This window comes from Paenibacillus faecalis, assembly GCF_900289175.1.
GTDB classification, from domain to species: domain Bacteria; phylum Bacillota; class Bacilli; order Paenibacillales; family Paenibacillaceae; genus Paenibacillus_AQ; species Paenibacillus_AQ faecalis.
Window position 1 is genome coordinate 849,474 of sequence record NZ_LT985747.1, and the last position, 23,632, is coordinate 873,105.

At 42.8% G+C, this 23,632-nt stretch carries 28 protein-coding genes and 1 pseudogene; 7 read left to right on the top strand and 22 right to left on the bottom strand.

Translation table 11 applies throughout. From position 1 onward, the window contains the following. The first annotated feature begins 21 nt into the window (after nucleotides 1-21). Complete coding sequence (locus C8268_RS04155) at nucleotides 22-1,143, top strand: GerAB/ArcD/ProY family transporter (protein ID WP_106766509.1); 1,122 nt, start codon at nucleotides 22-24, stop codon at nucleotides 1,141-1,143. Nucleotides 1,144-1,201: 58 nt separating this feature from the next. Here C8268_RS04155 and C8268_RS04160 read toward each other — a convergent pair whose 3' ends face one another. Together C8268_RS04160 and C8268_RS04165 are read right to left on the bottom strand one after the other, a co-directional pair. Beyond that, nucleotides 1,202-2,263, bottom strand: coding sequence for a copper amine oxidase N-terminal domain-containing protein (locus tag C8268_RS04160; protein WP_106766510.1), 1,062 nt, complete (start codon nucleotides 2,261-2,263; stop codon nucleotides 1,202-1,204). 118 nt (nucleotides 2,264-2,381) lie between these two features. Further along, the gene (locus tag C8268_RS04165; RefSeq protein WP_106766511.1) at nucleotides 2,382-3,527 is read right to left on the bottom strand and encodes a GntR family transcriptional regulator; all 1,146 of its coding nucleotides are present in this window, start codon (nucleotides 3,525-3,527) and stop codon (nucleotides 2,382-2,384) included. 367 nt (nucleotides 3,528-3,894) lie between these two features. Here C8268_RS04165 and C8268_RS23470 point away from each other — a divergent pair, with 367 nt between their 5' ends. Beyond that, entirely contained in the window at nucleotides 3,895-3,978 is an 84-nt protein-coding gene (locus tag C8268_RS23470) for a putative holin-like toxin (RefSeq protein WP_420094267.1), read from the top strand. 201 nt (nucleotides 3,979-4,179) lie between these two features. On the opposite strand, the gene C8268_RS04170 is transcribed toward C8268_RS23470, so the two are convergent. Next, a complete protein-coding gene (locus C8268_RS04170) occupies nucleotides 4,180-5,049 on the bottom strand; it encodes a DUF421 domain-containing protein (RefSeq protein WP_106766512.1) in 870 nt (289 codons plus the stop codon). A 222-nt stretch (nucleotides 5,050-5,271) separates the two neighbouring features. Here C8268_RS04170 and C8268_RS04175 point away from each other — a divergent pair, with 222 nt between their 5' ends. Together C8268_RS04175 and C8268_RS04180 are read left to right on the top strand one after the other, a co-directional pair. After that, complete coding sequence (locus tag C8268_RS04175) at nucleotides 5,272-6,237, top strand: sugar kinase (RefSeq protein WP_106766513.1); 966 nt, start codon at nucleotides 5,272-5,274, stop codon at nucleotides 6,235-6,237. Nucleotides 6,238-6,287: 50 nt separating this feature from the next. Continuing rightward, entirely contained in the window at nucleotides 6,288-6,956 is a 669-nt protein-coding gene (locus C8268_RS04180; protein ID WP_106766514.1) for a bifunctional 2-keto-4-hydroxyglutarate aldolase/2-keto-3-deoxy-6-phosphogluconate aldolase, read from the top strand. A 53-nt stretch (nucleotides 6,957-7,009) separates the two neighbouring features. Here C8268_RS04180 and C8268_RS04185 read toward each other — a convergent pair whose 3' ends face one another. Continuing rightward, nucleotides 7,010-7,606 (bottom strand): YitT family protein, encoded by a 597-nt coding sequence (locus tag C8268_RS04185; RefSeq protein ID WP_106766515.1) that lies wholly within the window; start codon nucleotides 7,604-7,606, stop codon nucleotides 7,010-7,012. 242 nt (nucleotides 7,607-7,848) lie between these two features. On the opposite strand from C8268_RS04185, the gene C8268_RS04190 reads away from it, so the two are divergent. Continuing rightward, nucleotides 7,849-8,769, top strand: coding sequence for a J domain-containing protein (locus C8268_RS04190; RefSeq protein WP_106766516.1), 921 nt, complete (start codon nucleotides 7,849-7,851; stop codon nucleotides 8,767-8,769). A gap of 77 nt (nucleotides 8,770-8,846) precedes the next feature. Beyond that, nucleotides 8,847-9,704: a DegV family protein gene (locus C8268_RS04195; RefSeq protein WP_106766517.1), complete on the top strand. Its 858-nt coding sequence runs from the start codon at nucleotides 8,847-8,849 to the stop codon at nucleotides 9,702-9,704. 383 nt (nucleotides 9,705-10,087) lie between these two features. On the opposite strand, the gene glpX is transcribed toward C8268_RS04195, so the two are convergent. The 10 genes from glpX to C8268_RS04245 form a co-directional block, all read right to left on the bottom strand. Beyond that, nucleotides 10,088-11,065, bottom strand: a complete 978-nt coding sequence (gene glpX, locus C8268_RS04200; RefSeq protein WP_106766518.1) for a class II fructose-bisphosphatase — start codon at nucleotides 11,063-11,065, stop codon at nucleotides 10,088-10,090. A gap of 25 nt (nucleotides 11,066-11,090) precedes the next feature. Further along, a complete protein-coding gene (locus C8268_RS04205; RefSeq protein ID WP_106766519.1) occupies nucleotides 11,091-11,900 on the bottom strand; it encodes a pyruvate, water dikinase regulatory protein in 810 nt (269 codons plus the stop codon). Between the two features lie 13 nt (nucleotides 11,901-11,913). Then, nucleotides 11,914-12,576: a helix-turn-helix transcriptional regulator gene (locus tag C8268_RS04210; protein ID WP_106766520.1), complete on the bottom strand. Its 663-nt coding sequence runs from the start codon at nucleotides 12,574-12,576 to the stop codon at nucleotides 11,914-11,916. A gap of 42 nt (nucleotides 12,577-12,618) precedes the next feature. After that, nucleotides 12,619-12,792, bottom strand: a complete 174-nt coding sequence (locus C8268_RS04215) for a GapA-binding peptide SR1P (RefSeq protein WP_106766521.1) — start codon at nucleotides 12,790-12,792, stop codon at nucleotides 12,619-12,621. A 344-nt stretch (nucleotides 12,793-13,136) separates the two neighbouring features. After that, nucleotides 13,137-13,313, bottom strand: a complete 177-nt coding sequence (locus tag C8268_RS04220) for a GapA-binding peptide SR1P (RefSeq protein WP_106769833.1) — start codon at nucleotides 13,311-13,313, stop codon at nucleotides 13,137-13,139. A gap of 215 nt (nucleotides 13,314-13,528) precedes the next feature. Then, nucleotides 13,529-15,325: a S9 family peptidase gene (locus C8268_RS04225; protein ID WP_106766522.1), complete on the bottom strand. Its 1,797-nt coding sequence runs from the start codon at nucleotides 15,323-15,325 to the stop codon at nucleotides 13,529-13,531. A gap of 322 nt (nucleotides 15,326-15,647) precedes the next feature. Continuing rightward, complete coding sequence (locus C8268_RS04230) at nucleotides 15,648-16,187, bottom strand: RNA 2'-phosphotransferase (RefSeq protein WP_106766523.1); 540 nt, start codon at nucleotides 16,185-16,187, stop codon at nucleotides 15,648-15,650. Nucleotides 16,188-16,344: 157 nt separating this feature from the next. Further along, complete coding sequence (locus C8268_RS04235) at nucleotides 16,345-16,941, bottom strand: DUF2238 domain-containing protein (RefSeq protein WP_106766524.1); 597 nt, start codon at nucleotides 16,939-16,941, stop codon at nucleotides 16,345-16,347. 201 nt (nucleotides 16,942-17,142) lie between these two features. Beyond that, nucleotides 17,143-18,294 (bottom strand): epoxide hydrolase family protein, encoded by a 1,152-nt coding sequence (locus C8268_RS04240; protein WP_106766525.1) that lies wholly within the window; start codon nucleotides 18,292-18,294, stop codon nucleotides 17,143-17,145. A 723-nt stretch (nucleotides 18,295-19,017) separates the two neighbouring features. Continuing rightward, the gene (locus C8268_RS04245) at nucleotides 19,018-19,248 is read right to left on the bottom strand and encodes a hypothetical protein (RefSeq protein WP_106766526.1); all 231 of its coding nucleotides are present in this window, start codon (nucleotides 19,246-19,248) and stop codon (nucleotides 19,018-19,020) included. A 104-nt stretch (nucleotides 19,249-19,352) separates the two neighbouring features. On the opposite strand from C8268_RS04245, the gene C8268_RS04250 reads away from it, so the two are divergent. Then, nucleotides 19,353-19,901 carry a CGNR zinc finger domain-containing protein gene (locus C8268_RS04250; RefSeq protein ID WP_106766527.1) on the top strand — a complete coding sequence of 183 codons (549 nt, stop codon included), beginning with the start codon at nucleotides 19,353-19,355 and terminating at the stop codon, nucleotides 19,899-19,901. 158 nt (nucleotides 19,902-20,059) lie between these two features. Here the strand turns inward: C8268_RS04250 and C8268_RS04255 are convergent. From C8268_RS04255 to C8268_RS23060, 8 genes and pseudogenes are all read right to left on the bottom strand, one after another. Further along, nucleotides 20,060-20,516 (bottom strand): annotated as a pseudogene (locus C8268_RS04255) (NUDIX hydrolase). 299 nt (nucleotides 20,517-20,815) lie between these two features. Next, entirely contained in the window at nucleotides 20,816-21,178 is a 363-nt protein-coding gene (locus tag C8268_RS04260; protein ID WP_106766528.1) for a DUF4274 domain-containing protein, read from the bottom strand. Nucleotides 21,179-21,255: 77 nt separating this feature from the next. After that, nucleotides 21,256-21,381: an RHS repeat-associated core domain-containing protein gene (locus tag C8268_RS23295; protein ID WP_272939318.1), complete on the bottom strand. Its 126-nt coding sequence runs from the start codon at nucleotides 21,379-21,381 to the stop codon at nucleotides 21,256-21,258. Between the two features lie 2 nt (nucleotides 21,382-21,383). Then, the gene (locus C8268_RS04265) at nucleotides 21,384-21,608 is read right to left on the bottom strand and encodes an RHS repeat-associated core domain-containing protein (RefSeq protein ID WP_158702672.1); all 225 of its coding nucleotides are present in this window, start codon (nucleotides 21,606-21,608) and stop codon (nucleotides 21,384-21,386) included. 198 nt (nucleotides 21,609-21,806) lie between these two features. After that, nucleotides 21,807-22,184 (bottom strand): 1,4-dihydroxy-6-naphthoate synthase, encoded by a 378-nt coding sequence (locus tag C8268_RS04270; protein ID WP_106766530.1) that lies wholly within the window; start codon nucleotides 22,182-22,184, stop codon nucleotides 21,807-21,809. Between the two features lie 15 nt (nucleotides 22,185-22,199). Continuing rightward, on the bottom strand, nucleotides 22,200-22,676 hold the full coding sequence (locus C8268_RS04275) for a nucleotidyltransferase domain-containing protein (protein ID WP_106766531.1): 477 nt from the start codon (nucleotides 22,674-22,676) through the stop codon (nucleotides 22,200-22,202). After that, the gene (locus C8268_RS23475) at nucleotides 22,591-22,911 is read right to left on the bottom strand and encodes an RHS repeat-associated core domain-containing protein (protein WP_106766532.1); all 321 of its coding nucleotides are present in this window, start codon (nucleotides 22,909-22,911) and stop codon (nucleotides 22,591-22,593) included. Before C8268_RS23475 ends, C8268_RS04275 begins: the two co-directional genes overlap by 86 nt. 334 nt (nucleotides 22,912-23,245) lie before the next feature. Beyond that, a complete protein-coding gene (locus tag C8268_RS23060) occupies nucleotides 23,246-23,518 on the bottom strand; it encodes a hypothetical protein (RefSeq protein ID WP_234032667.1) in 273 nt (90 codons plus the stop codon). Between the last annotated feature and the right edge of the window lie 114 nt (nucleotides 23,519-23,632).

Genomic DNA, 23,632 nt, shown 5'->3' on the forward strand with positions numbered 1-23,632 from the left:
TGGAGGTAACGAGAGATAGCTATGAAAACAACACCCTGGCAAACATTTCGCTTTGCCTTTCTATATCTCAACTCTCAGCCTTCGACTTACCTGATTACCACATTGATAAGCAATTCATCCTATTTAGGCTGGCTTGCCATCTTATTCGGAAGTATTTTAAGCTTCTTGATTCTATGGTGTACGGTTCGGGTCGGTATGTGGAACCCCGAGAAACCGTGGCTGGATTTCGGAGAAGAGCTTGTGTCCAAATGGATCCACGTTCTGATTCTACTGCTCCTATCTTATTGGGCTGTATCGTATGCAGCTGTAGATATTGAAAGCTTCACCTTATTCTATGGCTCCAATTATATGGAAAACACACCACAGTGGTTCATCCAGGCCATTCTCGGGATCGTGATCATTATTACAGCGCGCTGGGGATTTAGAACGATCGTTTATCTGTCCGATGGCTTGTTTTTGCTAACCGTTATAGTCTTGGTACTAACGATAAGCTCATTCGTTAAAGATGCCGATCCGAACATGCTCACCGGATTCTTTTCACCTCACGGTTATGATTCTCTTTCAGTAGATACGTTGACAGTCCTGTCTTATCTTGGAGAATGGGGCGTGTTTTTGTTCATTGCACCTTACTTGAAAATCGGCTGGAGAACAATGAGAAACTTATTTTGTGCAGGGCTGCTCGTTATACTTGCGGTCACACTCCAATGGGCATTAACCTTCTTGAATTTCGGACCCCATCTTGGAAAAATGATGCAGTACCCACTAATCGAATTGCTAAGAAGTTCAGTGACAGGAATAATGGGAAATACCGATCCACTGATCATTGGTTTGTGGTCAAGCTCTATGTTTATACACAGCGCCTTTCTGATCCATGTCGCTTCCCTGTGCCTTGCCAAAGTTTTTCGCACACCAAATCTACAGAAGACTTTTGTCACTCTGCTCGGGGGCACCGCCACGGTAGCTGCCTTTCAATTCTCGCGTGATCCTATCCTTTATCAGATCCAAGTAAACTCTTTGCCTGTTGTCTTATTTTGGATCATTGTCGAGTGCATCCCTGTGTACTATTGGATCGTAACGCTCTTTCACTCAAAAAAACAAGTTTCAGACAAGCAAGAAGTCAAAACCTATAAAGAACTGTCCTAATAAGCAGCCTTTCAATCTCAAGGACAGTTCTTTTCTATTTCACTGTAATGGTTTATGACTATTGCACATACTGCTTATATTCCTCAAATGGAATAAATTCGACTTCTCCGGCTATATAGCGTCCATCACGGAATTCATAGGTGATCTCCAAATCACCGATAAATACACCGAAATAAATAGCAGCGCCTGTACGCAACACCAGCTTGTTATTCTTAACAGAATGGTAATCAACAGCACCAAATCCCAGTTCAGTCATATCTGTAAAAGCATGATCCGGTATATTCATCGTTATGTTGTGATCTGTACCTTTAATATCAACAGAAACATGAAGATTGTTGCCATCTACTTTCAGCTCCGATGTAACCCATTGTGCCACCGTTTCTTCCAGAGACTCGACAGGGATTTCCTCGAAGTTTACCGGATTCACCACATGAACATCCTGTGAGTGCACTCCTGTTCCTGAGCCTTGATTCAGCAAAATGACCACTTCAGGCTCATCATCCTGATTCAAATCTGCTACGGTCACCTGAGGGATTTCCTTCCAACCAAGCGGAGTTTTCCAATCATACTTATGACGTTTATTGCCTATTTCCAATATAAGCTCTTGATAAACACCATCCTTCTCATCTACCCCATAAAGTTTGACATCCGGACGGTTGTCCGCTATCGCAATTGGACTTCTCCCGTTGGAATTCACCTTAACAACCTGATGTCCCTTTGCCCACCTTACATCAGCACCCGTCATCTGCTCCAGCAGCGAATCTGGAATCATCATTCGGCCATGAGTAATATAAACAGGCGTATCAAGTATCACTTTTTTGTTCCCGTTCACAACCGTTCTGCTTCCGTTTGTTATAACATATTGTCCACCATCGGACCAAACCGTGACACTTTTGCTCTCCTGATCCCACCTCAGCTTTACACCCGACCAGTCTCTTAACATATAAATCGGCAAAAAAGGTGTATCATTCTTCACTACAGGGTCTGTATCGAGCTTCTCAATTCTTTCGTCCATTCGGAGCATAAGAACCTCTGAGGGTGCAGCATCTACGTTACCTGAAATGGATATGACCGATGAAATCAATGCAGCCGCAACAAATGAGCACAATAATTTTTTCATATATATATAAAATTCCCTTCATAATCCCTAATGTTAATATTTCTATCATAGCCTATTCACTAGGAAAAAGGGTTAAAAATTGGACATTACTGCAAATTATTTATCGATAAGTATAACTTCAATTGATTACAGGTACAGTGGAATCATTTAAAATTAATTCGGTCCCTAGTCTTACAACTACCGGATCACCATACGGATAATCTAAACGATTCATAAGCAACCGAACTGCTGAAGTACCAAAGTCATTCATCGGCTGGCCAACAGTCGTCATACGCAGCTGAGCATACTTTAACATATTGTGATTCGAGAACCCGGCAATCGATAGCTGTTCCGGCACCTTAAGTCCGAGACCAACAGCCGCATTCAGTGTAGAAAGCGCGAGAAAATCATCGGAACAAAATACGGCTGTAAGCTCATGATTTTTGTATAAAAACGTCTGAATAGCGATCTGCCGCGCTATTATTTCCTCATACTTCCCCTCATGTAGCTCAAGAAAAAGAATTCGGTCTGTATGGGTGCCCACTTTCCATTCATGGAGAGCATCCAAATATCCTTGATATCGCTCCTCCCGGCTCTTCACTTTATCCATATGGCTCGTTATAAATCCGATGTTCCGGTGACCGGTACGCAGCAGGTGTGAAGTAACCTCATAAGCTCCGCCATAATGGTCATGACTAACACTATCAAAGCCAACCTCGTTGAATTGGCGATCCAGAATAACGATAGGGTATTTTTGAAGCTTCAGGCGAAGAAGATGATCACCACATATTTTTCGATCAACCGGAAACAGCAAAATCCCCATGATGTCGGGCTGCCGGGACAAACTTCGCACCGCTTCAGCCTCAGCGGCTTCATCGCTTGTCACCTTGAGCACCACTTCAAATCCTCTCTCCTTGGCAGCCAGCTCTATCGAAGTGATCATGCCCCCGATGTAATCATCGATCAATGGTACAATCAAAGCAATATAATGACCGTTACGCCGCAGATGCTTATTATCGTATGCCAGCCTTAGCGTTGCCGATTGTCTAAGCTCTTCTATCTCTATATCCGCAAGAAAGGTCCCTCTTCTTGGAAGACGGTACACAATTCCTTCCTCCTGTAATGCTTGAAGCGCCATCTTCCCTGTCATCCGACTTACTCCAAAACGTTCCGCAAGCTCTCCTTCCGAGGGCAATGGATCATGAGGCTTTAATCCACGCTCCAGGATCATGTTCAGCACCTGGTCCTTCATTTGTTCAAATAACTTGTCCGACCTTGTGTTCATTATAATGCTTAGGCCTGCCTTCCTAATCAATATCAATCAGTGACATCTATATTATCACACGACAAAAAAACTGTCCGTAATAAAGATGTGCTACTGTTACAACACACTCCAAAAAGGATCGATCCACTGTTTTTTCTTTCGAAATCATTTACTTCCGGTATGTAGTGTATGTCCCAATAAACTTGCCATTTTGAAGATATCCTGGTGTTAGATCGCAATATATCTACTCTTTATGACGATATTTTCAAATATTTTCGAATAAAACGTGAAAGCGCTTCCTGTAATTAGTTCTTTTTATGTAAGCAATTGGCATATTATATAGTACAATACCAGCTAATAAGGGGGCGAATGATAGGAGGTGTAATCTATGGCTGTGAATGAAGCGTTAACTTTGATGATTTCGTTCGCCACTTTGGTTGTGTCGATGCTTGCTTTCCATAATAAGAAATAGCTCTTTCCCTCCAGAATGAACCTATTTCTTATCGGTTGATTGAAGCATTTTAAACCATACTCGCCCCCTGCACCGCTGGCTGTTGCCTTCTTGGAGCCGGCTGCCACCGGCTCCAGTGTATGACTGTCTGCGATGGTATCGGATGCTCCAATTCAGTACACAAAGATATCCTATTCCTTACGGAACACAATTATAACTGTCCTATTTCTTTTTTTGCTTTAGCAAAGGCCCCACTTCACTTAACAGTTGATGTATCCTGTTCGCCATATTGGTATACAGCTCCTTTGTCTCTTTTGTCGGAGCCGCCAAGCTGAACATTTCCAAATCTGCCTCGCATTTTTTCAAGCTCGCATACAATGCAGCCTTTTGCCTCACCTGCGGCAAACTGATTTGATCATCATACAAATCCACAACCAGCTGACCGTTTGAGTCTATTTGTCCGAGGTAAACTTCCTCTGGTTTAACCCCCTTCTTGTTTAATTCCCGCTTTAACCACTCCTTGCTTTTTCCAGCTGCTGAAAGTGAAGGTTCCATAATCTCTCCATCCATAATCACCTCTTGCGGCTCATTTTTCTTACTTACAGAAAGTCCAATATGCATCGGCGTCAACGGTTGTTTCTCGCTGACCAGCATCACATTGACTTCACCGCTGGACTCCATGATCGCAAACTCGACATCCGCTAAATCAAACACATTTCTTTTTCGAAGCTGTTCCATCAATTCGTCAGAAGTCAAACGTTCCTTCTTCAATTTATCCTCAAGTATTTTTCCGTTTTGAACTAAAACGGTTGTTTTGAAATCGATAAAATCTCGAACCCGCTTACTCTTCAATTGTAAAAATTCAATAAGCAGCGATACGGCTACCCATGCCGCTAAAGCAACCAGACCCAGATACCAGTTGGCATCTAAATCCAATGAAATATAAGCCGCCAAGCTACCGATTGTAATTCCTGTAATGTATTCAAAAAATGAAAGCTGCGAAATCTGACGTTTACCAAGTAATTTCGTAAGTAAGAACAATACTACTACAGCACATAGCGTTCGCAGTACAACCTCCAGCCACTCCTGCATTTTTTCATATGCCTCCTCAGTATTTGTCTATCTATAAATTATTTGTCAAAAAAAATTTCTAAACCGAGTTATTTTTTTCCACATAAAGTCAGGTTCAAAACATTCAAAATCTTATTTACTCGAAAGCGCTTTTTTTCATTGAGTTATGGGCTTGAGCGAGTTAAAGTGTTACTTATACAGAAGTTACATATACAGAAGTGAGTATGAGGAGGCAGCCTGTTTATGACCATTGAAAAACATCGTCCCTATGATGTCATCACGTTTGGAGAATCGTTGGGACTGTTATATCCGGAAGGACACCGCCGGATTGGCCAAGGCGCTACTATGGCGCAATCTTTCGGTGGAGCAGAGAGCAACCTAGCCATTGGCCTCGCCAGATTAGGATGCAGAGCTGGATGGTTTGGACAACTGGGGCAAGATCCCCTAGGGCATGGAATTGTAAAGACGCTTCGCGGGGAAGGTGTAGACGTATCCAGAGTTCGATACACAGATAAAGCCCCAACCGGGTTAATGCTTCGAGAATCCTTTAGGGGGAAATCGTCCGTTTATTATTATCGTGCAGGTTCGGCTGCAAGCAAATTAACTCCTGATCTGGTCGATGCCGATTATATTGCCCAGGCACATATTGTCCATTTCACGGGAATTACAGCTGCTCTGAGCGAAAGCTGTCTTGATACGATCCGCCATGTCATCTCGATATGCAAAGAAAACAGTGTACAGATCAGCTTTGATCCGAACGTCCGGTTGAAGCTTTGGGACATGCAGCAGGCACGAGCTGTCTTGCTGGAGTTGGCGCAATCATGTGACTATTTTTTACCGGGTTACGATGAATTAAAGCTTTTGTATCAAACGGACAACGATGAAGAAATATTGGAACATCTCTGTCAGCTCCAAGCTGTAACCGTTATCAAAAGCTTTCACGCAAAGAACATGATCGTGCGAAAGAACGATACCCTATCTATTCCATTTAACAAGGTAGAGCAGGTAGTCGATACCGTGGGTGCGGGCGACGGCTTCTGTGCAGGTTTTCTGGGGGGCATATCCAAAGGTTATTCTCTCGAACAATCCCTTGAATTAGCAGGACTTACGGGCTCCCTTGTTATTCAAGCGCCTGGCGATTGGGAAGCGCTCCCAACGTGGGACGAAGTAGAACTTTTACGCGGCAACACAACACATATTGAGCGCTGATCATGAAACAACAGCACTGAAGCAGGAAACTACTATTAGGAGTGAACACGATGAAAAAGATGAAATTAATCAAGCAAATCCATGAAGCAGGTATCGTTGCAGTACTGCGAGGCGATTCACCGGAAGAAGTTGTTCGTATGGCAGACAAAGCCATTGAAGGCGGAATCAAGATCATGGAGATTACGATGACCGTTCCTTATGCTATGGAAGCGATTACTACTTTATCTAAAAAGTATTCATCCACCGACCCCGATGCAGATCATTATGCGATCATCGGTGCTGGCACCGTTCTTGATTCCGAGACAGCCAGACTTGCCATTCTGGCCGGGGCCGAATTTATTGTTTCGCCGGGCTTAGACAAAGAGAGCATTATTCTGTGCAATCGATATCGGGTTCCGATTATGCCGGGAACTTTTACCGCAAACGACATCATAGCTGCGTTGGAACTTGGAGTTGATGTGGTCAAACTGTTCCCGGGCAACCTCTTCTCTCCATCCATCATCTCTTCTCTACAGGGGCCACTCCCTCAAGCCAATGTTATGCCGTCTGGCGGTGTAAACCTGGATAATTTGGCTGAGTGGGTGCAAGCAGGCGCCTTTGCAATCGGTATTGGTTCAGATCTAACCAAGGAAGCGGTGAAGAGCGGAAACTTCGATCTGATCTCTGAGAAGGCTGCAGCCTATGTTCGTGCTTTCCAGGAGGCCCAAAAACTTTCCTGACTCCTGTGCTTTTTAGCAAAACCGCAGTGCGTCATTCATGCCGCACTGCGGTTTTATTTTTTTCGGGGCCATCGTTTCATCGTGCATAGACCTGTAGCTGCTCCACCTGAAACAATCGTGAAAATCGACAGGATGAAGGTGCTCCCTGAAAGAAGAAGCCCGCCTACTCCGATAATAACGGCATCCATCAATAAAATGATGATTCCTTCATTTAACTGGATACGACGGGCGAGAAAATGTGCAAGCAAATCGGTTCCGCCCGTGCTTGTCTCAAATCGCAGCATCATGCCAAGCCCGGTCCCGATTAGCAACCCGCCAGCCACAGCTCCGGGAACCGCTCCCCAATCCAGATAAGGATGAAAAACCGACCGTAAAGGAGACAATAAATCGATAACAAAAGAGGAAATAAGCATTCCCGTCAAGCTGTTATAAAAGATGGAACGGTTTAACAGCCAAGCGGCCATAAACATTGGAATACTGCACAATATGATGACAAAACCGATGTGCAAATCAAATACATAGTTAACGATCAGCGCAATGCCGATGACCCCGCCATCGAGAATTTTATACGGAACGAGAAAGAAATTCGTGCCGGCGGCGATCAGGAAACTCCCGATAATCATAATGAAGTATTTTGTAATAAACCGCATAATGAACAGCTCCAAAAAAGTAGGAATGTCTATTCATATGCTTGTCTTTTTAAAAATTGTACTTCATCTCAAATGTAATCCAAAAAAAATTCACATCATTTCCTTGACGTAAGTCAAATCCAGTCATCATAACAAGCTGAACATTATGCCTTACGCTTAGCTAAACGTTTGTATCATAGGACCATTACACTATATACTGATAAGTAAGAAACTCTCACAGTACATGAAGAGGTGACACACTCATGAATCAGATGAAAGAGGCATACGAGAAGCTGGGTCTTCCGGAAACGGCAACCAATGAAGAACTGGATGACCGATATACCCTTCTTATGCGACAAGCCCGATCGGAACAAAGAAGGAATCCGGATAAAGCTGACGAAGTCGAACAACGCTTCGCAGAAATAACACAAGCATACAATTATATTTTGGATGAAGAAAAGAGAAGAGAACTGGAAGAAGAGAAAGGAAAAAAATACGGGAAATATAAAGGTATGGCCGGGACTGTAGAAAAAACGGAGCATTTCTTCCGCTATTATAAATACCATGTACTCGGTGGACTCGCGCTCCTTGGTATTCTTATTTATGCTATCTTCAGTTTCGTTAACCACCGCCAAGAGCAAGCAGAACTGGCTAAACTTCCACCGGTAGATTTATCTGTCATGTTTCTGGGCTCGTTCATGACCCCCAATGCTGACCAGAACTACGAACCGATCGAGGAAGCGATCTTGGCACAATTCCCGGAGTGGAAGAGAGTTCAAGTTAACGTTACCTATGTTCCTCCAATCGATTCCAATTCACCAAATGATGTGGCCCTTCTTCAAAAAGCATTGCTAATGGTCGCTACAGAACGTCCGGATTTATACATTATGGATCGGGCAGCCTTTGACTGGGTAGGGCATCAAGGTATTGTTCGAAGTCTGGAGCGTGAGCTTGAAGGGGAGTTGAAGTCGCTGGTCACTCCGGATAAGATGATAAAAACAAAGTTGGAGGAAGACACCACGGAGAAAGTCTACGCGATAGATATTACAGACAGCCCACTCGCTGAAGAGCTGCCAATTGTTAAAAAGGAAATGATAGCGGGAATTCGCGGAGAATCCGGAAACGAAGCTAAAGCATTGGAATTTATCAAGACCTACCTTGAAGCAGGAACAGAGAAACAATGACGAATTTTCTTGCCTTTGAAATCATATCTAACCTTGATATAATAAAGAGAAGTTGAAAGAGTTAAAGGGAGATGTTCATGTCTGGTAAAATAAAAATATTCGCTGACAGCACCTGTGACTTACCGTCGTCATGGATTCAAGAGCACGACATTGGCATCATACCGCTTTATGTTGTGTTTGGAGAGGAGTCACTCCGAGACGGAGTTGATATTAAACCTGAGGGGCTATATGCCAAAGTTGAAGAAACAGGTAGTTTGCCGAAGACTGCTGCACCGTCACCATCTGATTTTATTACTGCATTTTCTCCGTTTATCGAACAAGGAGACGACATTATATTTTTTAGTATTTCATCAGAGCTGTCTTCCACTTATCAAAACGCCATCATCGCGGCAGAAGAGCTTGCTCCGGACCGGATAACCGTTATTGATTCACGCAACCTGTCCACTGGGATCGGTCTGCTAGTCATGAAAGCTGTCCATGCGGCGAAAGAAGGTCGCTCGATTCCGGAAATTGTAGAAATGCTAAATAGCTATAAGGATAAAGTCGAATGCGAATTTGTCATCGACACACTTGATTACTTGCATAAAGGCGGACGCTGCTCCGGTATGCAAAATGTAATTGGAAGTTTACTGAAGATCCGGCCTGTTATCAAGGTTGTTAATGGCGGTATGATCCCCGCTTATAAAGTCCGGGGCAAGAAAGAAAAAGCTATGGAACAGTTGCTAAACAATGCATTGAATCAAGTTGAGAATATGGATAACGATCTTATTATGGTTACACATACCATGGCTGAATCGGAAGCAATTATGCTTCAAAAAGCCCTTCAAGAAAAGACAGGCGCACGACAAGTCAGCATTTCCACCGCAGGATGTGTCATTTGCAGCCACTGCGGACCAGGTACGGTTGGTATTATATATACGAAGAAACCAAGCTGACTCTCATATTGAATAAAGCGGCAATTCTGTTGGCTAGCCCAATAGACTGCCGCTTTCTTTTATTTTATCTGTAGTTTTCGCTGGATACGGTTTGAAGCGGTTTGCGATTGAAAACAGGATGCAGCTGAGAAAAAGACAAATGGTGCTCATACAATGAGCGATATACGCTGTCTTCCGAAATGAATTGCTGCAGGATATGAGTTCCGTTATGGACCAACACCGATTCATTCCTCTCTCTAATAATCGTACGCCAGGCCGTTTTTAACTCTATACATAATAATAAGGAAGAGACAAAAGTCCCTTCCTTATCGTTATATACACGGTTTAAAGCACCGTTAAACATTTAATTGACAACAATTCAGAGATACTACTAATATCATATATCAAGAGGACGCTGCAGCGGGTAGAGTTTCAGAAAGCTCCTCCAAATAGTGAACACTCCGGATATACCGGATTGTACGTGTCCCGGAATACATCATTACCGAATGCGTCTCTGCACGATGACCCGGCAGATATTTCACACCTCGTAAAAAATCACCCGGTGTTACGCCGGTAGCTACAAATAGTACACCCTCGTGTCCTACCATATCATGCATACGCAGCAGCTGATGCGGATCAGTTAGTCCCATACGCTGGCAGCGTGAAAAGTCTGTTGTTGTTTCAGGAATCAACCGTCCCTGTATTTCCCCGCCCAAACATTTTAACGCTGCAGCCGCCAGAACACCTTCCGGTGCTCCACCGGACCCGACATACAGATCAACCTCGCTGTTCGTGCAGGTTTCAATAGAGCCCATCACATCACCATGACTGAGCAGCTTGATGCGAACACCCGATTTACGCAAGGCTGCAATCATCTCGCTATGCCGTTCACGGTCTAAAATCGATACCGTTAATTCGGACAATGATTTTCCCAGATGTTTTGAAGCTTTGCTCAGAGTTAGTTCAATCGGGTCATCAAGACTTAGCTTTCCTGCAAGAGCAGGCCCCATAGCCAATTTATGCATATAAATATCCGGCGCATGTAAGAGACTGCCTTGGGGAGCCGCTGCAATAACCGACAAAGCATTGTTTAAACCGTTTGCGACTGTCTCGGTTCCCTCCAGCGGGTCCACAGCGATATCCATTTTAGGGCCCTTCCGATTCCCTACTCTTTCGCCGATATACAGCATCGGGGCCTCATCCATCTCGCCTTCGCCAATAACGACGACACCATCCATTGACACGGAATCAAAATGATGACGGATAGCTGCTGTCGCGGCCTCATCAGCGCTGTGTTTGTCGCCTCTTCCTGTCCAACGGGCCGATTCCAGCGCCGCCTCTTCTGTAATCCGCACAAGCTCTAATGCTAGCTGACTCTCCACGATCCTCACTCCTTTCGATTCCCTCTTACATTTTACATGAATTCATAATAAGTCCCGCAGTTTCCTCAATAGCTTTATCAGTTACATCAATAACTGGACATTCCAATTCAGCAAATAGACGGTGCGCATAATCCAGTTCTTCCTTAATACGTTCCATCGCTGTGTACTGTACTTCGTAAGGAAGGCCCATGACCTTCAATCGTTCCATTCTTATTTTCAGCAAGTGTTCGGCATCCATGGTCAATCCGAATACTTTGCCTTCCGTCACTTCGCGTAACTGTGAAGGTGGTGTCATCTCCGGCACGATCGGATAATTGACGGTTTTATATCCCTTATGTGCCAAAAACATCGATAGCGGAGTCTTCGAAATTCGAGATACTCCGAGCAAAATGATATCCGCTTTTAAAATAGCACTTACATCCTTGCCATCATCATACTGGACTGCAAATTCCATCGCTTCTACCCTGCGGAAATAGTTTTCATCCAGACGATGTAAAAGACCGGGAAGCCGTTTCGGATAATCATTAAATGTATCGGCAAAAGCCTGCATCATCGGCCCCATAATGTCCACAGCCCGAACGTTAAGGCGGACGGCTTCCGCCTTGATTACTTCACGAAGTTCCGGCTGAACCAGCGTATAAGCGACAAAACCGCCTTTACTCGCTACCTCCTCCATGATTTCAGTGATCTCATCCTCTTCACGTACATTCATAAACCGTTTGAGCTCCATATCCGGGAGCTCGAACTGACGCATGGTCGCCTGAACGACGGCTTCGGCTGTCTCACCGATTGAATCCGAACATATTGCTATGAAATGAGTCGGTTCCTGATACATCCCATTCCTCCCACTATTCCTCTGCTACCATATCGAGCAACATTTTTATGATATTCGTTTTAGTAATGCGTCCAACTACCTTCCAGTCGCCCGGGTTACCAGAATCCGACGGAACCACGACTGGCAGACTGTCGATTTGATGTGTAATGATTCTTCTCGCCGCCTCCAGTACGGAATCTTCTGGCTGTACGGTCGTCACGTTGGCTTGACGTGTCATAATTAGACTGACTGGCATAGATGAAGCCGTTGGATTACCAATGGTAACCTTCAAAAGATCCTTTCTGGAAACGATACCGGCCAGATGTCCTTCCGCATCCGTCACAATCAAATTACCCACATTTTCTAAAAATAAAGATACGACTGCTTCATGAATCGTTGTTGTCTCCCGCACAATAACCGGGACACTGTGTACATCCCCAACCTTCATCTTTAGAAAACGAAATTTTTCATCATGCTCCGTCGTTCCTCGGTTGCCAAGAAAATATCCAACTTTAGGTTTTGCATCGATATAATCCAAAATCACAAGTTTGGACAAATCGGTACGAAGCGTAGCGCGGCTGACATTCAACATTTCCGCGATCTGCTCTCCTGTAATAGGGGCGTGTTTTTTTACAATGTTTAAGATATCTTTTTGTCGCGCTGTCAGTTCGATAGTATATCCCTCCTGCTCCCGGATGCCAGAAAAGTACGACTGCTCCGGAAATCAGTATTTCAATCTTTATACAGTTTCAGAGCCGCAGCTTTTGCATTTTTCTCTTCCACAGCAACCATAAATAATCTGCACGCCATTGGTTGGAAGGATGTCGATCAATTCATTGCAGCCGGAACAAATAATAAGCCCCATAACGCTCCCTTCATCCTTCTCTTTCGCCATGTTCTTGAAAGTACTCATTGTGATATTCCTCCTTATGTTCTCATAGTGTTCGATTATAAATAATGGTTGTATCGTGATACGTTCCAATGCCTGCTGCTGCTTTCTCTACCTGCCGATATAATACGTCATATATATTATATATGCAACATATTTTTAAGAAAATCCACGCTATGACGATATAAATAATTCTTTTTTCACAGATCAAATGCCGTTATATCCTTCATTTATCACAATATTAGCGACATTAATACATAAAGAAACGCCTGCGCGTCCTAATTAAAAGACGGCGGCGTTTTTTGAGCGAAATATAAACCTATGATAAATTTGGCCAAATAATTATTGGTATTTAATCATTTCCACGCTTACAATTCCCTGGAACACATCCCACGGCATTCATCCCTGCCGCATTGGCTATGAATAATTTTCACACCATCCGTTGGCAATGTATCAATCAATTCGTCACAGTTAGAGCATATGATCAGTCCCATATCCTTACTTTTGTCTGCATTCCCAGCCATCAGGTTTGTGAGCGTTTTCATCTTATTCCTCCTCGGTTTTTCACTTTCATCCTTCACCGGACTGCCAATGGTCAGCATTGTCATCAGGTCCTCTAAACCTAGTGTATTTCGTAAAAATCAACTTATGTTTAAATTTATGTACTCATTGGCTGAACTTTGCCGTTTTTAAACAGGATCAGGACGCAAAAAGCAGACCAAGAAGATCTTTTCTCGGTCTGCCGTTATGATGCATTATTTTATTGGCAACGATTAAGGAACTCGACCATGCGCGCATAAGCGATTTTTTCGTTCGCCTTTTTCGTTATACCATGACCCTCGTCATCAAACACAATGTATTCTACATCACGTCCCTTGGCACGAAGAGCTTCAACGATCTGATCCGATTCTTCTTTAACAACCCGTGGATCATTAGCTCCTTGAATAATCAGTATCGGATTCACCATGTTATCCAAATACGTAATTGGGGAATCTTTGATAAACAGTTCCTTGTCCCGCTCTGGATCTCCAATCCAGCGCTCCATGATCGGCTTCCAATGTTCCGGTACAGAATTGTAGAATGTAAACAGATTGCTGACACCTACAATATCGATCGCTGCACGGAAATATTCCGGGTTGCGCCCTGCCAGGAGCAGCGTCATGTAGCCACCATAGCTGCCGCCCATGACGAACAGTTTCTCACGGCTAGATATACCCTGCTCAAACAACCAGTCCATGCCGGCCAGGCAGTCCTTGCGAGGCCCTTCTCCCCAATCCTTCTCCACCAGCTTTACAAAAGAGCTGCCATAACCGGTACTGCCGCGGAAGTTCGGACAGAAGATGTTATATCCTTGTGCAATAATGTACTGGAACATGGCACGGAACTGTTTCCGTTCAGCAGCCTGAGGCCCGCCGTGCGGCCAGAATACCGTATAACCGTTCGCAAGGTGCTCTTTGGCACGGAACAAAAGCGACTCAATTTCCATTCCATCGAACGAGCGGTATGTAATGACATCAGGGGATACCAGATCCTCCTCGTTTAAACCGGTCATTACATTCCGGGTAATCATCGACCACGCTCCGTCTTGATAACGGTAGATGTTAAACGGTTTCACTGCTCCGCGGGCCAGCAAATACAGATTGCCCGATCTGGCCACAGTAAGCTGCTCGACGATATCCGAAGGAAGCGGTATTGGCGTCACTTCGCCGCTATCCAATGAATAAGCATACAGCTTATCCTCAACTCCCTTATCCGTGACCATGTACACCGTGCGGGATTCTTTATGATATTTCAGCTGGCTGATGCTTTCACGGTCAAATTGATAGAGTGGTTTAAATTGTTTATTGGGAATATCGTATGTTGCCATATAAGTATATTCCGAATCAAAATTGGTTGCGAACAACACTGTATCATTATCCAGGAAAATGGCGCCGCCTGCTATATGAATCTGTTCCGATGAAGGCGTCAGACATTGATCCTCTTCCCCTTCACGATGCACATAGCTTAAATAATATGTATTGGCGTACATTTTGCTATAAACTATACTTTTTTCGTCAGGACTCACCGCGGCCAAATAAGTAGTGATATCTTTCCCCTCGAGCAATAGCTTCGTCTGTTTGGATTCCAGATCATACACACATGCATTCAAATAAGTTGGGTTATCTTTAGAAGTGCTGTAATACAACCGCTTTCCATCTTCCGATAAATGAACAAAATAATGCTTATCCTCCGGCGAGACCCCTTCAAACAACGGCATCGGATCTCCGCCATTCCAGCGAAGTGCATGAAATTGATAGTTTTCATTTCCGTCGCGGTCAAAGGCCGTCAAAATATGGCGCCCTTCCGGGTCCAGCTTAATAAAATCGCAGATCTGATCATTGTACGTAAGCGGATACGGATATGATGTTTCTCCATTCAAATCAATGGCCCATAAATTAAACTTGCCGTTCAAGCTGCTGCTGAATACTAAACGCGACTCATCTGTATGAACTCCGAAGCAACGAATAACATAGGTCTGAAAAAACTGCTCTACATCCGGTTTTGGAAACTGAATCATCAAGAATGCCTCCCCTGACCACAAAGTATAATCTATAGGATAATGAATATGTCCGTTAACCTACAGTTAGTCCCCATTATATAACATCAAATCTGGTAAATAAATCAATCCCCGGTATGACTACCCATCCTCCTCCAGAAGTATATCTATTCAAAAAATGAGCCCTACGATAACAGCGTGGTAAAGCTTCTTTCATGCTTTAAGAAAACAACTCTTGCATAAATCCTTCTCTGCCTAATGGATTGAGCCAGTCTATACCACGAGAAGCTTTCCTCCTACAGCAAAATCAGGGTTACAGATCAAAAAACCTTGAAGAGCTGTTTCAACTCAACAAGGTTTTAGGGGCCGTTTGACATATATAAATGTACTGCGATGGAACGTAATCGGCTAGCCATACGGTATGATTCCCTTGGTAAAACAGGATACCGTCTTTAGAAGCCGCTTCGGCATAAACGCCAAGCAGCACCGGCTCAGAATCCTTCCGCTTTCCAACAGTGAGCGCCATTTCGGGATCCGCAGCTAGGTGCACATACTGCCTCCCCATAGGCCGTAAGCCATCGTTCATAATTTGCTCCACCCACCGTCTTGGCGTTCCATGATATACGACAGGGGGCGGAGTTCCTGGAGTTTTCGTTATTTTTTGAGGAAACGAGTGTCCATACAAAGCTCTAATCTTGCCATCCCTGATTTCATACCGCTTTTTATCGGCTGCATCCAGCATATTGATCAAGTCATCAGCTTGAAGTGATACCCACTGCTTTTCCAGACGCAAAGCCGAGACTAGCTGCTCTGTTTCCACCCACCCTTCTGAATCCATCTCCAATTCATATTCCCAGGGAGCGTGCCTTAGAGCATGAGCCACCGCTTTGCTTAGAGCTTAGATAGTCCACTATGACTTCACCTTCCATTCAACAGAATCAGTTGTCTAAGGCAATAATACTATTCGTTATGTACAATTATAAACGATGCTGGAAAATTATGAGCACTGAATTTAAAACAGCTGTCTAGCCTCAGAACAGCTAACTGTCTGCAGCTTCTCGCTTCATCTTAACCTTGAGATACAGCGAAGCTATGATTGCACCGACTATTCCACATATAATGTCGAGCATCGTATCCTTTAGACTGCCATTTTGTGAGTTAAAACCGAGCAGGTGATCCACTGTGAATTCGTATACTTCCCAAACTCCGGCCATGGCGACCGCAAACCAAAACGAGAACCAGATGGCAATTTTTCCTGGAAGCTGTACTTGCTTATCCTGATGCTGCAACATCCTTTGGAACAGATACAAACCGACAAATGCAAGAATAATCCCGGACAGCAAATGCTCGATTTTATCCAGATATGGAATGACACCATACATACTAAATAGATTAGCAAACATCATGGTAAGCGCAATAAACATCAGTACTGAAAAACGCAATGCCGAAGGCAGCTCGCTCTTTGTTATTTTGATTAATCCCCGCAGTAACAGCAGAACAGCAATAATAAGCAGCGCTTGAAAGCATTTCGCATAAACCCCGGTTATTGCAAAATAAACTAAAGAAACACCGCAAATAACATATAGCCCAAGCTCAACGATATCGTTCCACCGCTGCTTGTTGTTTACATGTGACATACCTTCTCCTTAATCTCGGCAGCAGCGCGAGTGATCAATGAATTATGTTTCCCGGGAAATGAAGAGTCAGCTGTTTGAAATCTCCAACAATTCAACCTTATTCATTGTATAATTCTGAAATCACAATTGCAAAAACTCGTGATCCTCTTTAGTCTTATTTAGTCCGCTTTAATCCATTCATCATGCCCGGGACTTTAAGCTTTATGAAAGGGACTTAAAAAATGATCGGATATGATCTGCCATAAGCTGTGGATCTTCAGCTGCTACAAAATGTCCACCTTTATGTAACTCTTTCCAGCTTACAATATTCGGAAATAGCCTTTCAACATATTCTCTTGGAGGTCGTTCATGTGCTTGTGTGGCCGTCAGCAAAACTCCATGAGGAACCTGTGAAAAATCGGTATGATCAGGCCATTTCGTATGCTTGCCTTCAAAATAAAATCGGTTGGACGAGTTCATCGTTTGCGTGTACCAATAGATTGAAACGTTGGCCATTAAAACCTCATTACTAAAATGCTGCAATAGATCTCCGCTTGGCGGACTTGTCCATAAATACCATTTTTCAAGAATAAAAGCTGCCATACCTGCTGGAGAATCATGAAGCGCGTATGCCATCGTCTGTGGCTTTGTGCCTAAAATGTGAGCATAACCCCCTTCTTCCCCATACCACTGCTTGCAGTACGAAAGAAACTCCTGCTCAGCCTCTGATAAAATCGTATCCTGCCCGATATAGGGGCTAGGATTCCCCGGTGAAGTCGTATGATATCCAATGATGCTCTCTGGATAATCTAAGCACATCAAGCCTAGTATACTTGCTCCCAAATCATATCCATGGACTCCGAATCGGGTATATCCAAGTCCATTCATTAATTTAACGAGCAGCGCTGCGACTTGCCGATCTTCAAAGCCCGATGTTAACGGAGAGGATGAGAAGCCATGTCCCGGAATCGAAGGGATAATCACGTCAAAAGAATCTTCTGGATCACCGCCGAATTGTTCCGGATGTGTCAGATAAGGAATCAGATCAAGCATTTCGTAAAAGGTACTCGGCCAACCATGCGGAATAAGGATCGGCTGAGCGTTCCGGCCATTTTCACGCTCATAAATAAAATGAATGTCATGCCCATCGATATTAGTCATGTAATTGGAATACGAATTGATCCTGTTTTCTACTTTTCTCCAATTAAAATCATCCCGCCAATAACTGACCATTTCCTTTACAAAATCCAAAGGTATTCCATACTCCCATTTGGAATCACGGATCTCATCCGGCCAACGTGTTAATTCCAAGCGCTTATATAAATCTTCAATCTCTTTATCTTCTATATGGACAGTGAATGGTTTAAGGTTCATATTCAGATCTCCTTTAATGATTATTGGGTATTACGAGTTGTGTGTAGTTCCTTAGCTCGTAACTTTTAGTGATCAGCTCCAAGAAGAGTAGTTGCGACGATGGTGAGGGTTCCAATGATGAGCAGCAGCTATAATCATCCAGAACAGCGGCAATATTGAAATCAGAAGGTCCGCCTAAAGCAAATCCAATCGTATGAGCGGTGTTGATTATACTGAACCCTTCCGTCTTATGCTCATTCGGTATTACTCCTTCAACTGCAATTGAACGAACCGTCATGAGTAGAGCCACGGATAATCCAATCAGACTGACAGCCATGAATGAAAAAAGTCGGGTGAGAAGGCCAGTTACAAACAACTGAATATGAGGGTGAGAACAAGTAAAATAGCTTGTTTGAGATTCGAAACATTGATCTTATGAAATAGCAAAGCATACACGATGCCACTAAAAACACTATAAAAAGCTAGTGCAGATAAAAGGATTGCGGCTTCGCTGGTCCCTTTTCCGAATTGTTGAACCAAGGGTAATGCTGCGCTTCTGCGGTTCCCAGCAAATCGATGAAACAGCAGCAATGAGCAAGCAAAGAACACATAGCACCCGGGTCTCCTGCAATACTGCCGCCAGACAAAGCCGATAAAATAATGTACCACTGCTCGGGTACGTCGTAAGCTTATGATTCATACCATTCCAAGTAAAGCTATGGAGGAGATCATTAAAATGTAATCCTATTTTTCTATAAGTCTCCCGCCAGGTATCGTAAATAGAGTCATGCTTAACACATACGATGTGATCATGATGCCAAGCGAAGGCGTACCCTTCAGATAATTACTGATAACTACAAAAGCCAGAGATGTCATAATCATCAGTGCTCTGATAAACTGTAAAGCAAGGGACCATTGCGAATACTTTTTTTCCCGCATTAAATCTTTAATTGGAAGATGGGACTTGCTTTCCATATTCCCTTGCTTTCCTCTATGACCATTAAAATTATTTTAAAGGTTAGGTGACCTGTAAACATACTTTAATGGTTAACATCATAATAGTCAATAGGAGTGTTATTATGGGGACTGAATACGATAATCTGGAGGTTATGGCTGACTTTTTTAATACCCATGATAAACGCATGCGTTTTGAAAATGATCCGGGAATTGAGCATTTCAACACCTCTAAGGATCTATACGATTGGTTGTTAAAGCATCAGCTTATCTCGGAAAAGGCAGAAGTCACCGATCAGGATCTGGAGCTTGCTATAAGGCTAAGGACAGCAGCAAGGAAAATCATCGTAAACAATGTTTTTGATGAGCAGGATCATGGTTTGAGTTCATTAAATGAAATTATAAATAGATTCAGCTTTTCGATCTGTTTTACGGAGGATCAAGAGAGTTTACAGCCCCTTCAAACCGATGGAATGAGCGGACTCGCAAGGTTGGCTGTACTTATTTTTGAACTTAGAAAAAATAAGTTATGGCACCGGATTAAAGTGTGTTCTGCAGCCGATTGCCAGTGGGTATTTGTGGACCATTCCCGCCCCGGAACAGGTAGATGGTGTACAATGAAAGCCTGCGGAAATCGTGCGAAAAACAAAACGTATAGACAGAAAAAAGCCTGAACTCTCAGGCTTTTTAGGCTGTCAATAATATTTTCACCATCTGTTTGAGTTTCCCCCTTTTATTCAAGCAACCAACCCGGTGACTCTGGTGTGCGACTCATATCTACATTGTGATTTATTTCCTCTTGATATAGTTAATTTTATATTGCTATGTATATTTATCTAAACACCGCTGATTTATTGGCTATATAGTCCTTTAAGCAATCTTCATGTTGTTTATTTACCAAGGGTGGAACGCGATCTGGCTTAAAAAAAGATAGTTCAAGTGTTTCATTATGATCAGCTTCCAAGTTCCCACCAACTATCGAGCATTGAAAACAGATACGATGCATTGCGCTATATCTCCATTTGGATATTCATCAAAGTATTTTGTATATACTCCTATTAATCTATCCGCTTTTACCGAAAGGCCTGTTTCTTCTTTTATTTCCCGAATCATTGCTTCTTCAGTAGATTCCCCCAATTCTAAAGCACCCCCAGGAAATCCCCATGCTTTCTTATCCCCTCTCTTTTGTAACAAAATTTCTCCATCTTCATTCTCAATCACTCCCCAGCAAAATTCAAGAATATACACTCATGTCCCACTTTGCCTCTAATCCATTTGATATAATCCAAAATATTCACCCTCCCCTTGTATCATAGTAAGCGCTTTAATATGCCACATTTATATTATAATCCACTACGATTTTCCTCGGGATGACCAAGTTTACTGCTACGAATATTGAAGCCCAAATCTTATGTACTCAATGTTTTGAAACATAAATTTTCATACAGATATTACGTGGGTTATATGTGTTATTAATTTATGCTGTACTGGGAAACCCCACCCATGATATACTAGAGAGTTGGAATTTCCACGTCATTACCAGGAGATTTATCCAAAAACACATTGGGAATATTAGGAGCTAGTTTTCTCAGTTTGTTAATGGAGGAGTATAAGAAATACTCTTATCTGAGAAATTGCCATCAAGTAATTTCTTGTACAAGTTTTTAATGAACTCTTTCCACTTTCCAAAAAAAGACCCCGAGATAGAATCATTTGATTCGAGTAAACGATAACCATCCGCACGATAAAACATTAGTAAACCAGTTCCAAAGTCACAATTTTCATTATCCAGAATAGCCTTAGGAACTTCAAATTCACTATTCCAGTTATAGTTAGCGGCAAATATATGAAGAAACAATGGATTCTTTATTTTTTTGACTTCTAAAATAACATTATGAATATCTTCATTGTATAACAGTTCTTTTAGAGACTGTAATTCCTCGCTATTCAATTTAATTCTCCATCCTTTCACGTTAATTCATCAATTGACTCAATTTCCGCTCCCAAAGTTCCACTGTTGCTCCTTGGTTAGGATAGAGAGGCAATCCTTTTTCTTGAAGATAAATTATTCCCCATCCCCGCCTGAATCGCATCCAACCCCAGCGGGTCCACATAGGTAATCGGGTTGCTGTTGACATAGGCGTAGCGGTTCATGCTCAGTCCCTCATTATATCGCCTAGCAATATACCTCGGTTCAAGAACCGTTTCAGCTCAGGGTGATAATACCGGGCACGCATATAGTACAGTCCATTCGGGTCAGTCTGCACACCGTCGCGTCCGTTGTAAGCGAACGGCTGGCGGGATTTTCCGTCGTGACGAAGCAGCTCGCCAAACGCGCCGTAGCTATAGCGTTCCGTGATCTGACCTTTCTCATCGCTCAACAGCGTCGTGCTTCCGCTAACTGCCGTTCCTTCAACTATTCTGACGCTACCTGTTAACGTTTTTCTACTGTCTGTTCATCTCCCTTTCTGATACAAAAAAAGCTCATTCCAACTCATAGTTCAAGAAGGAAAGAGCTTTTGAAAGTGGTTGTATTGTACGATCTAGTTGTTTTGATGTAAACCTGCAAGTATTAACCTTTAACGCTCATCAAAATTATAACCGCCTTTTCTTGGCAGCAAGTCTTCAAAATCGCACGATGCTATCGCTTTAAAATCAGCATCCCATAACTTTGTCAGCAAATTAGATATTTCTAATATATAGTTACGGTCATCCACATCTTCAGTTGGTTCAATTTCAAGGTAGTACTTGTAATATAGAAAGCCATCATTCCCTTGATTTCTTTTGTCTTCATCGAAATCACCGTTATTAAAAATAAATATTTCTGCTTGCATCGTCAATATGCTTGAACCACTAATAGTACCCGTAACGATGTTTGAGACTGTATCTAGTAACATCTCTTTATCAACATCGCTATCTACATAAATTTTAGTAAATAAATCGAATTCTTCTTCCAATATAATCACCTCAAATCATTTGAGTGGTGTAAATGGGGGATTGTCAAAAGGTCCACCTATTTTAATAATTGATATATCGACATCCATACCTAGTTGGAGTTGTTCTCTAAACTTGCTCAGTTTCGCTTCTCCTGATTGAATTTTCCCTGTTTCAATAGCATGAAGCATTGTTTTCTCCTTAGCAGACCCTGGATTAGGCGGCTTAACCTTACTAAAAGAGCTTTGGATTAGTTCATCAAATTTCTCCGCTGGAACCCTAATAGCAATATCAATATCAGAAGTTGGTTTTGCTATTCCTTTTGCCCGGCTGCCTTGAACAACTAAATCGTCACTTATATGCCCTACTTTTCCTCGTATCATTGACGATACTTTATCAAATTGTGCCTGTGTAAGTCCTTGTGGTACTTTAAGACCTTGTCCCGCCCCCCCAGACCCAACCTTCCCCGCCCGAATCGCATCCAACCCCAGCGGGTCCAGGGTTACCGTTGACATAGGCGTAGCGGTTCATGCTCAGTCCGCTCGTTATATCCCCTCGCAATATATCTCGGTTCAAGAACCGTTTCAGCTCAGAGTGATAATACCGGGCACGCATATATTGCAGACCGTTCTTGTCAGTCTGCACACCGTCACGTCTGTTATAAGCAAACGGTTGGCCGATTTGCCTTCGTGACGAAGCAGCTCGCCAATGCGCCGTAGGTGTAACCGTCCGTGATCTGACCCTTCTCATCGCTCAACAGCGTCGTGCTTCCGCGCAGGTCGTAATGATACGTTTGGTATACAAAAAATAAACCTTGAACATACACATTCAAGGTTATATATACAGTTTACAAACTTCCTAACACACTTGAATAATCTCTTTAGGTATTGACGTAAAAACCAATATCTCTGGTTTTGGATAGGGCCTTTTTAACAAGTACTCACGAAGTGTCATCATACTACCCCAATACAACTTAATCCAATGCTCAATGTTTTCTCCTGTGTCAAAGTTCAGGGCTTCCTCATCAAAATCCTTGAAATCATCGTGAAACGCTTGGTCATAAATAGCAATGGAAATCTCACCATCAAATATGAGTATTTATCGTAAATACAGGGAAACAGAAGGACTTAGAAAAACGTTTAGATATATCAACACCTATAGCTTCTTCAAAGTTAACCCAATCAGGTGTATCTAAAGGTCTTAAACTTTCGGTCTTTTCAATTTTCACTCTACCACCATTACTATATCGATTATTAGATTTAGTAGAAAATTGTATTCCTTCTCGCATAACTTGTTCTTTCGAAACAAAATATGCGTGATTTTCTGGTAAATAAGCATGATACAAAAATAGACACATTTTCTCTCACCCATTTATTCTTTTTTTCTTTGCACAATAAGGGAAGTGTGAGCTTCTGGTAGGATCATCAAGGTGTTCAAATAGTCTGTGACTTCCCGTTGGAGTACCAGGTGT

What these genes read in the sequence shown, in the direction of transcription:
- C8268_RS04155 (WP_106766509.1), top strand. Translation starts at nt 22, where the DNA reads ATGAAAACAACACCCTGGCAAACATTTCGCTTTGCCTTTCTATATCTC.
- C8268_RS04160 (WP_106766510.1), bottom strand. Translation starts at nt 2,263, where the DNA reads ATGAAAAAATTATTGTGCTCATTTGTTGCGGCTGCATTGATTTCATCG.
- C8268_RS04165 (WP_106766511.1), bottom strand. Translation starts at nt 3,527, where the DNA reads ATGAACACAAGGTCGGACAAGTTATTTGAACAAATGAAGGACCAGGTG.
- C8268_RS23470 (WP_420094267.1), top strand. Translation starts at nt 3,895, where the DNA reads ATGGCTGTGAATGAAGCGTTAACTTTGATGATTTCGTTCGCCACTTTG.
- C8268_RS04170 (WP_106766512.1), bottom strand. Translation starts at nt 5,049, where the DNA reads ATGCAGGAGTGGCTGGAGGTTGTACTGCGAACGCTATGTGCTGTAGTA.
- C8268_RS04175 (WP_106766513.1), top strand. Translation starts at nt 5,272, where the DNA reads ATGACCATTGAAAAACATCGTCCCTATGATGTCATCACGTTTGGAGAA.
- C8268_RS04180 (WP_106766514.1), top strand. Translation starts at nt 6,288, where the DNA reads ATGAAAAAGATGAAATTAATCAAGCAAATCCATGAAGCAGGTATCGTT.
- C8268_RS04185 (WP_106766515.1), bottom strand. Translation starts at nt 7,606, where the DNA reads ATGCGGTTTATTACAAAATACTTCATTATGATTATCGGGAGTTTCCTG.
- C8268_RS04190 (WP_106766516.1), top strand. Translation starts at nt 7,849, where the DNA reads ATGAATCAGATGAAAGAGGCATACGAGAAGCTGGGTCTTCCGGAAACG.
- C8268_RS04195 (WP_106766517.1), top strand. Translation starts at nt 8,847, where the DNA reads ATGTCTGGTAAAATAAAAATATTCGCTGACAGCACCTGTGACTTACCG.
- C8268_RS04205 (WP_106766519.1), bottom strand. Translation starts at nt 11,900, where the DNA reads ATGTATCAGGAACCGACTCATTTCATAGCAATATGTTCGGATTCAATC.
- C8268_RS04215 (WP_106766521.1), bottom strand. Translation starts at nt 12,792, where the DNA reads ATGAGTACTTTCAAGAACATGGCGAAAGAGAAGGATGAAGGGAGCGTT.
- C8268_RS04220 (WP_106769833.1), bottom strand. Translation starts at nt 13,313, where the DNA reads ATGAAAACGCTCACAAACCTGATGGCTGGGAATGCAGACAAAAGTAAG.
- C8268_RS04225 (WP_106766522.1), bottom strand. Translation starts at nt 15,325, where the DNA reads ATGATTCAGTTTCCAAAACCGGATGTAGAGCAGTTTTTTCAGACCTAT.
- C8268_RS04235 (WP_106766524.1), bottom strand. Translation starts at nt 16,941, where the DNA reads ATGTCACATGTAAACAACAAGCAGCGGTGGAACGATATCGTTGAGCTT.
- C8268_RS04240 (WP_106766525.1), bottom strand. Translation starts at nt 18,294, where the DNA reads ATGAACCTTAAACCATTCACTGTCCATATAGAAGATAAAGAGATTGAA.
- C8268_RS04245 (WP_106766526.1), bottom strand. Translation starts at nt 19,248, where the DNA reads ATGGAAAGCAAGTCCCATCTTCCAATTAAAGATTTAATGCGGGAAAAA.
- C8268_RS04250 (WP_106766527.1), top strand. Translation starts at nt 19,353, where the DNA reads ATGGGGACTGAATACGATAATCTGGAGGTTATGGCTGACTTTTTTAAT.
- C8268_RS23295 (WP_272939318.1), bottom strand. Translation starts at nt 21,381, where the DNA reads ATGAACCGCTACGCCTATGTCAACAGCAACCCGATTACCTATGTGGAC.
- C8268_RS04275 (WP_106766531.1), bottom strand. Translation starts at nt 22,676, where the DNA reads ATGTCAACGGTAACCCTGGACCCGCTGGGGTTGGATGCGATTCGGGCG.
- C8268_RS23475 (WP_106766532.1), bottom strand. Translation starts at nt 22,911, where the DNA reads ATGAGAAGGGTCAGATCACGGACGGTTACACCTACGGCGCATTGGCGA.
- C8268_RS23060 (WP_234032667.1), bottom strand. Translation starts at nt 23,518, where the DNA reads ATGTGTCTATTTTTGTATCATGCTTATTTACCAGAAAATCACGCATAT.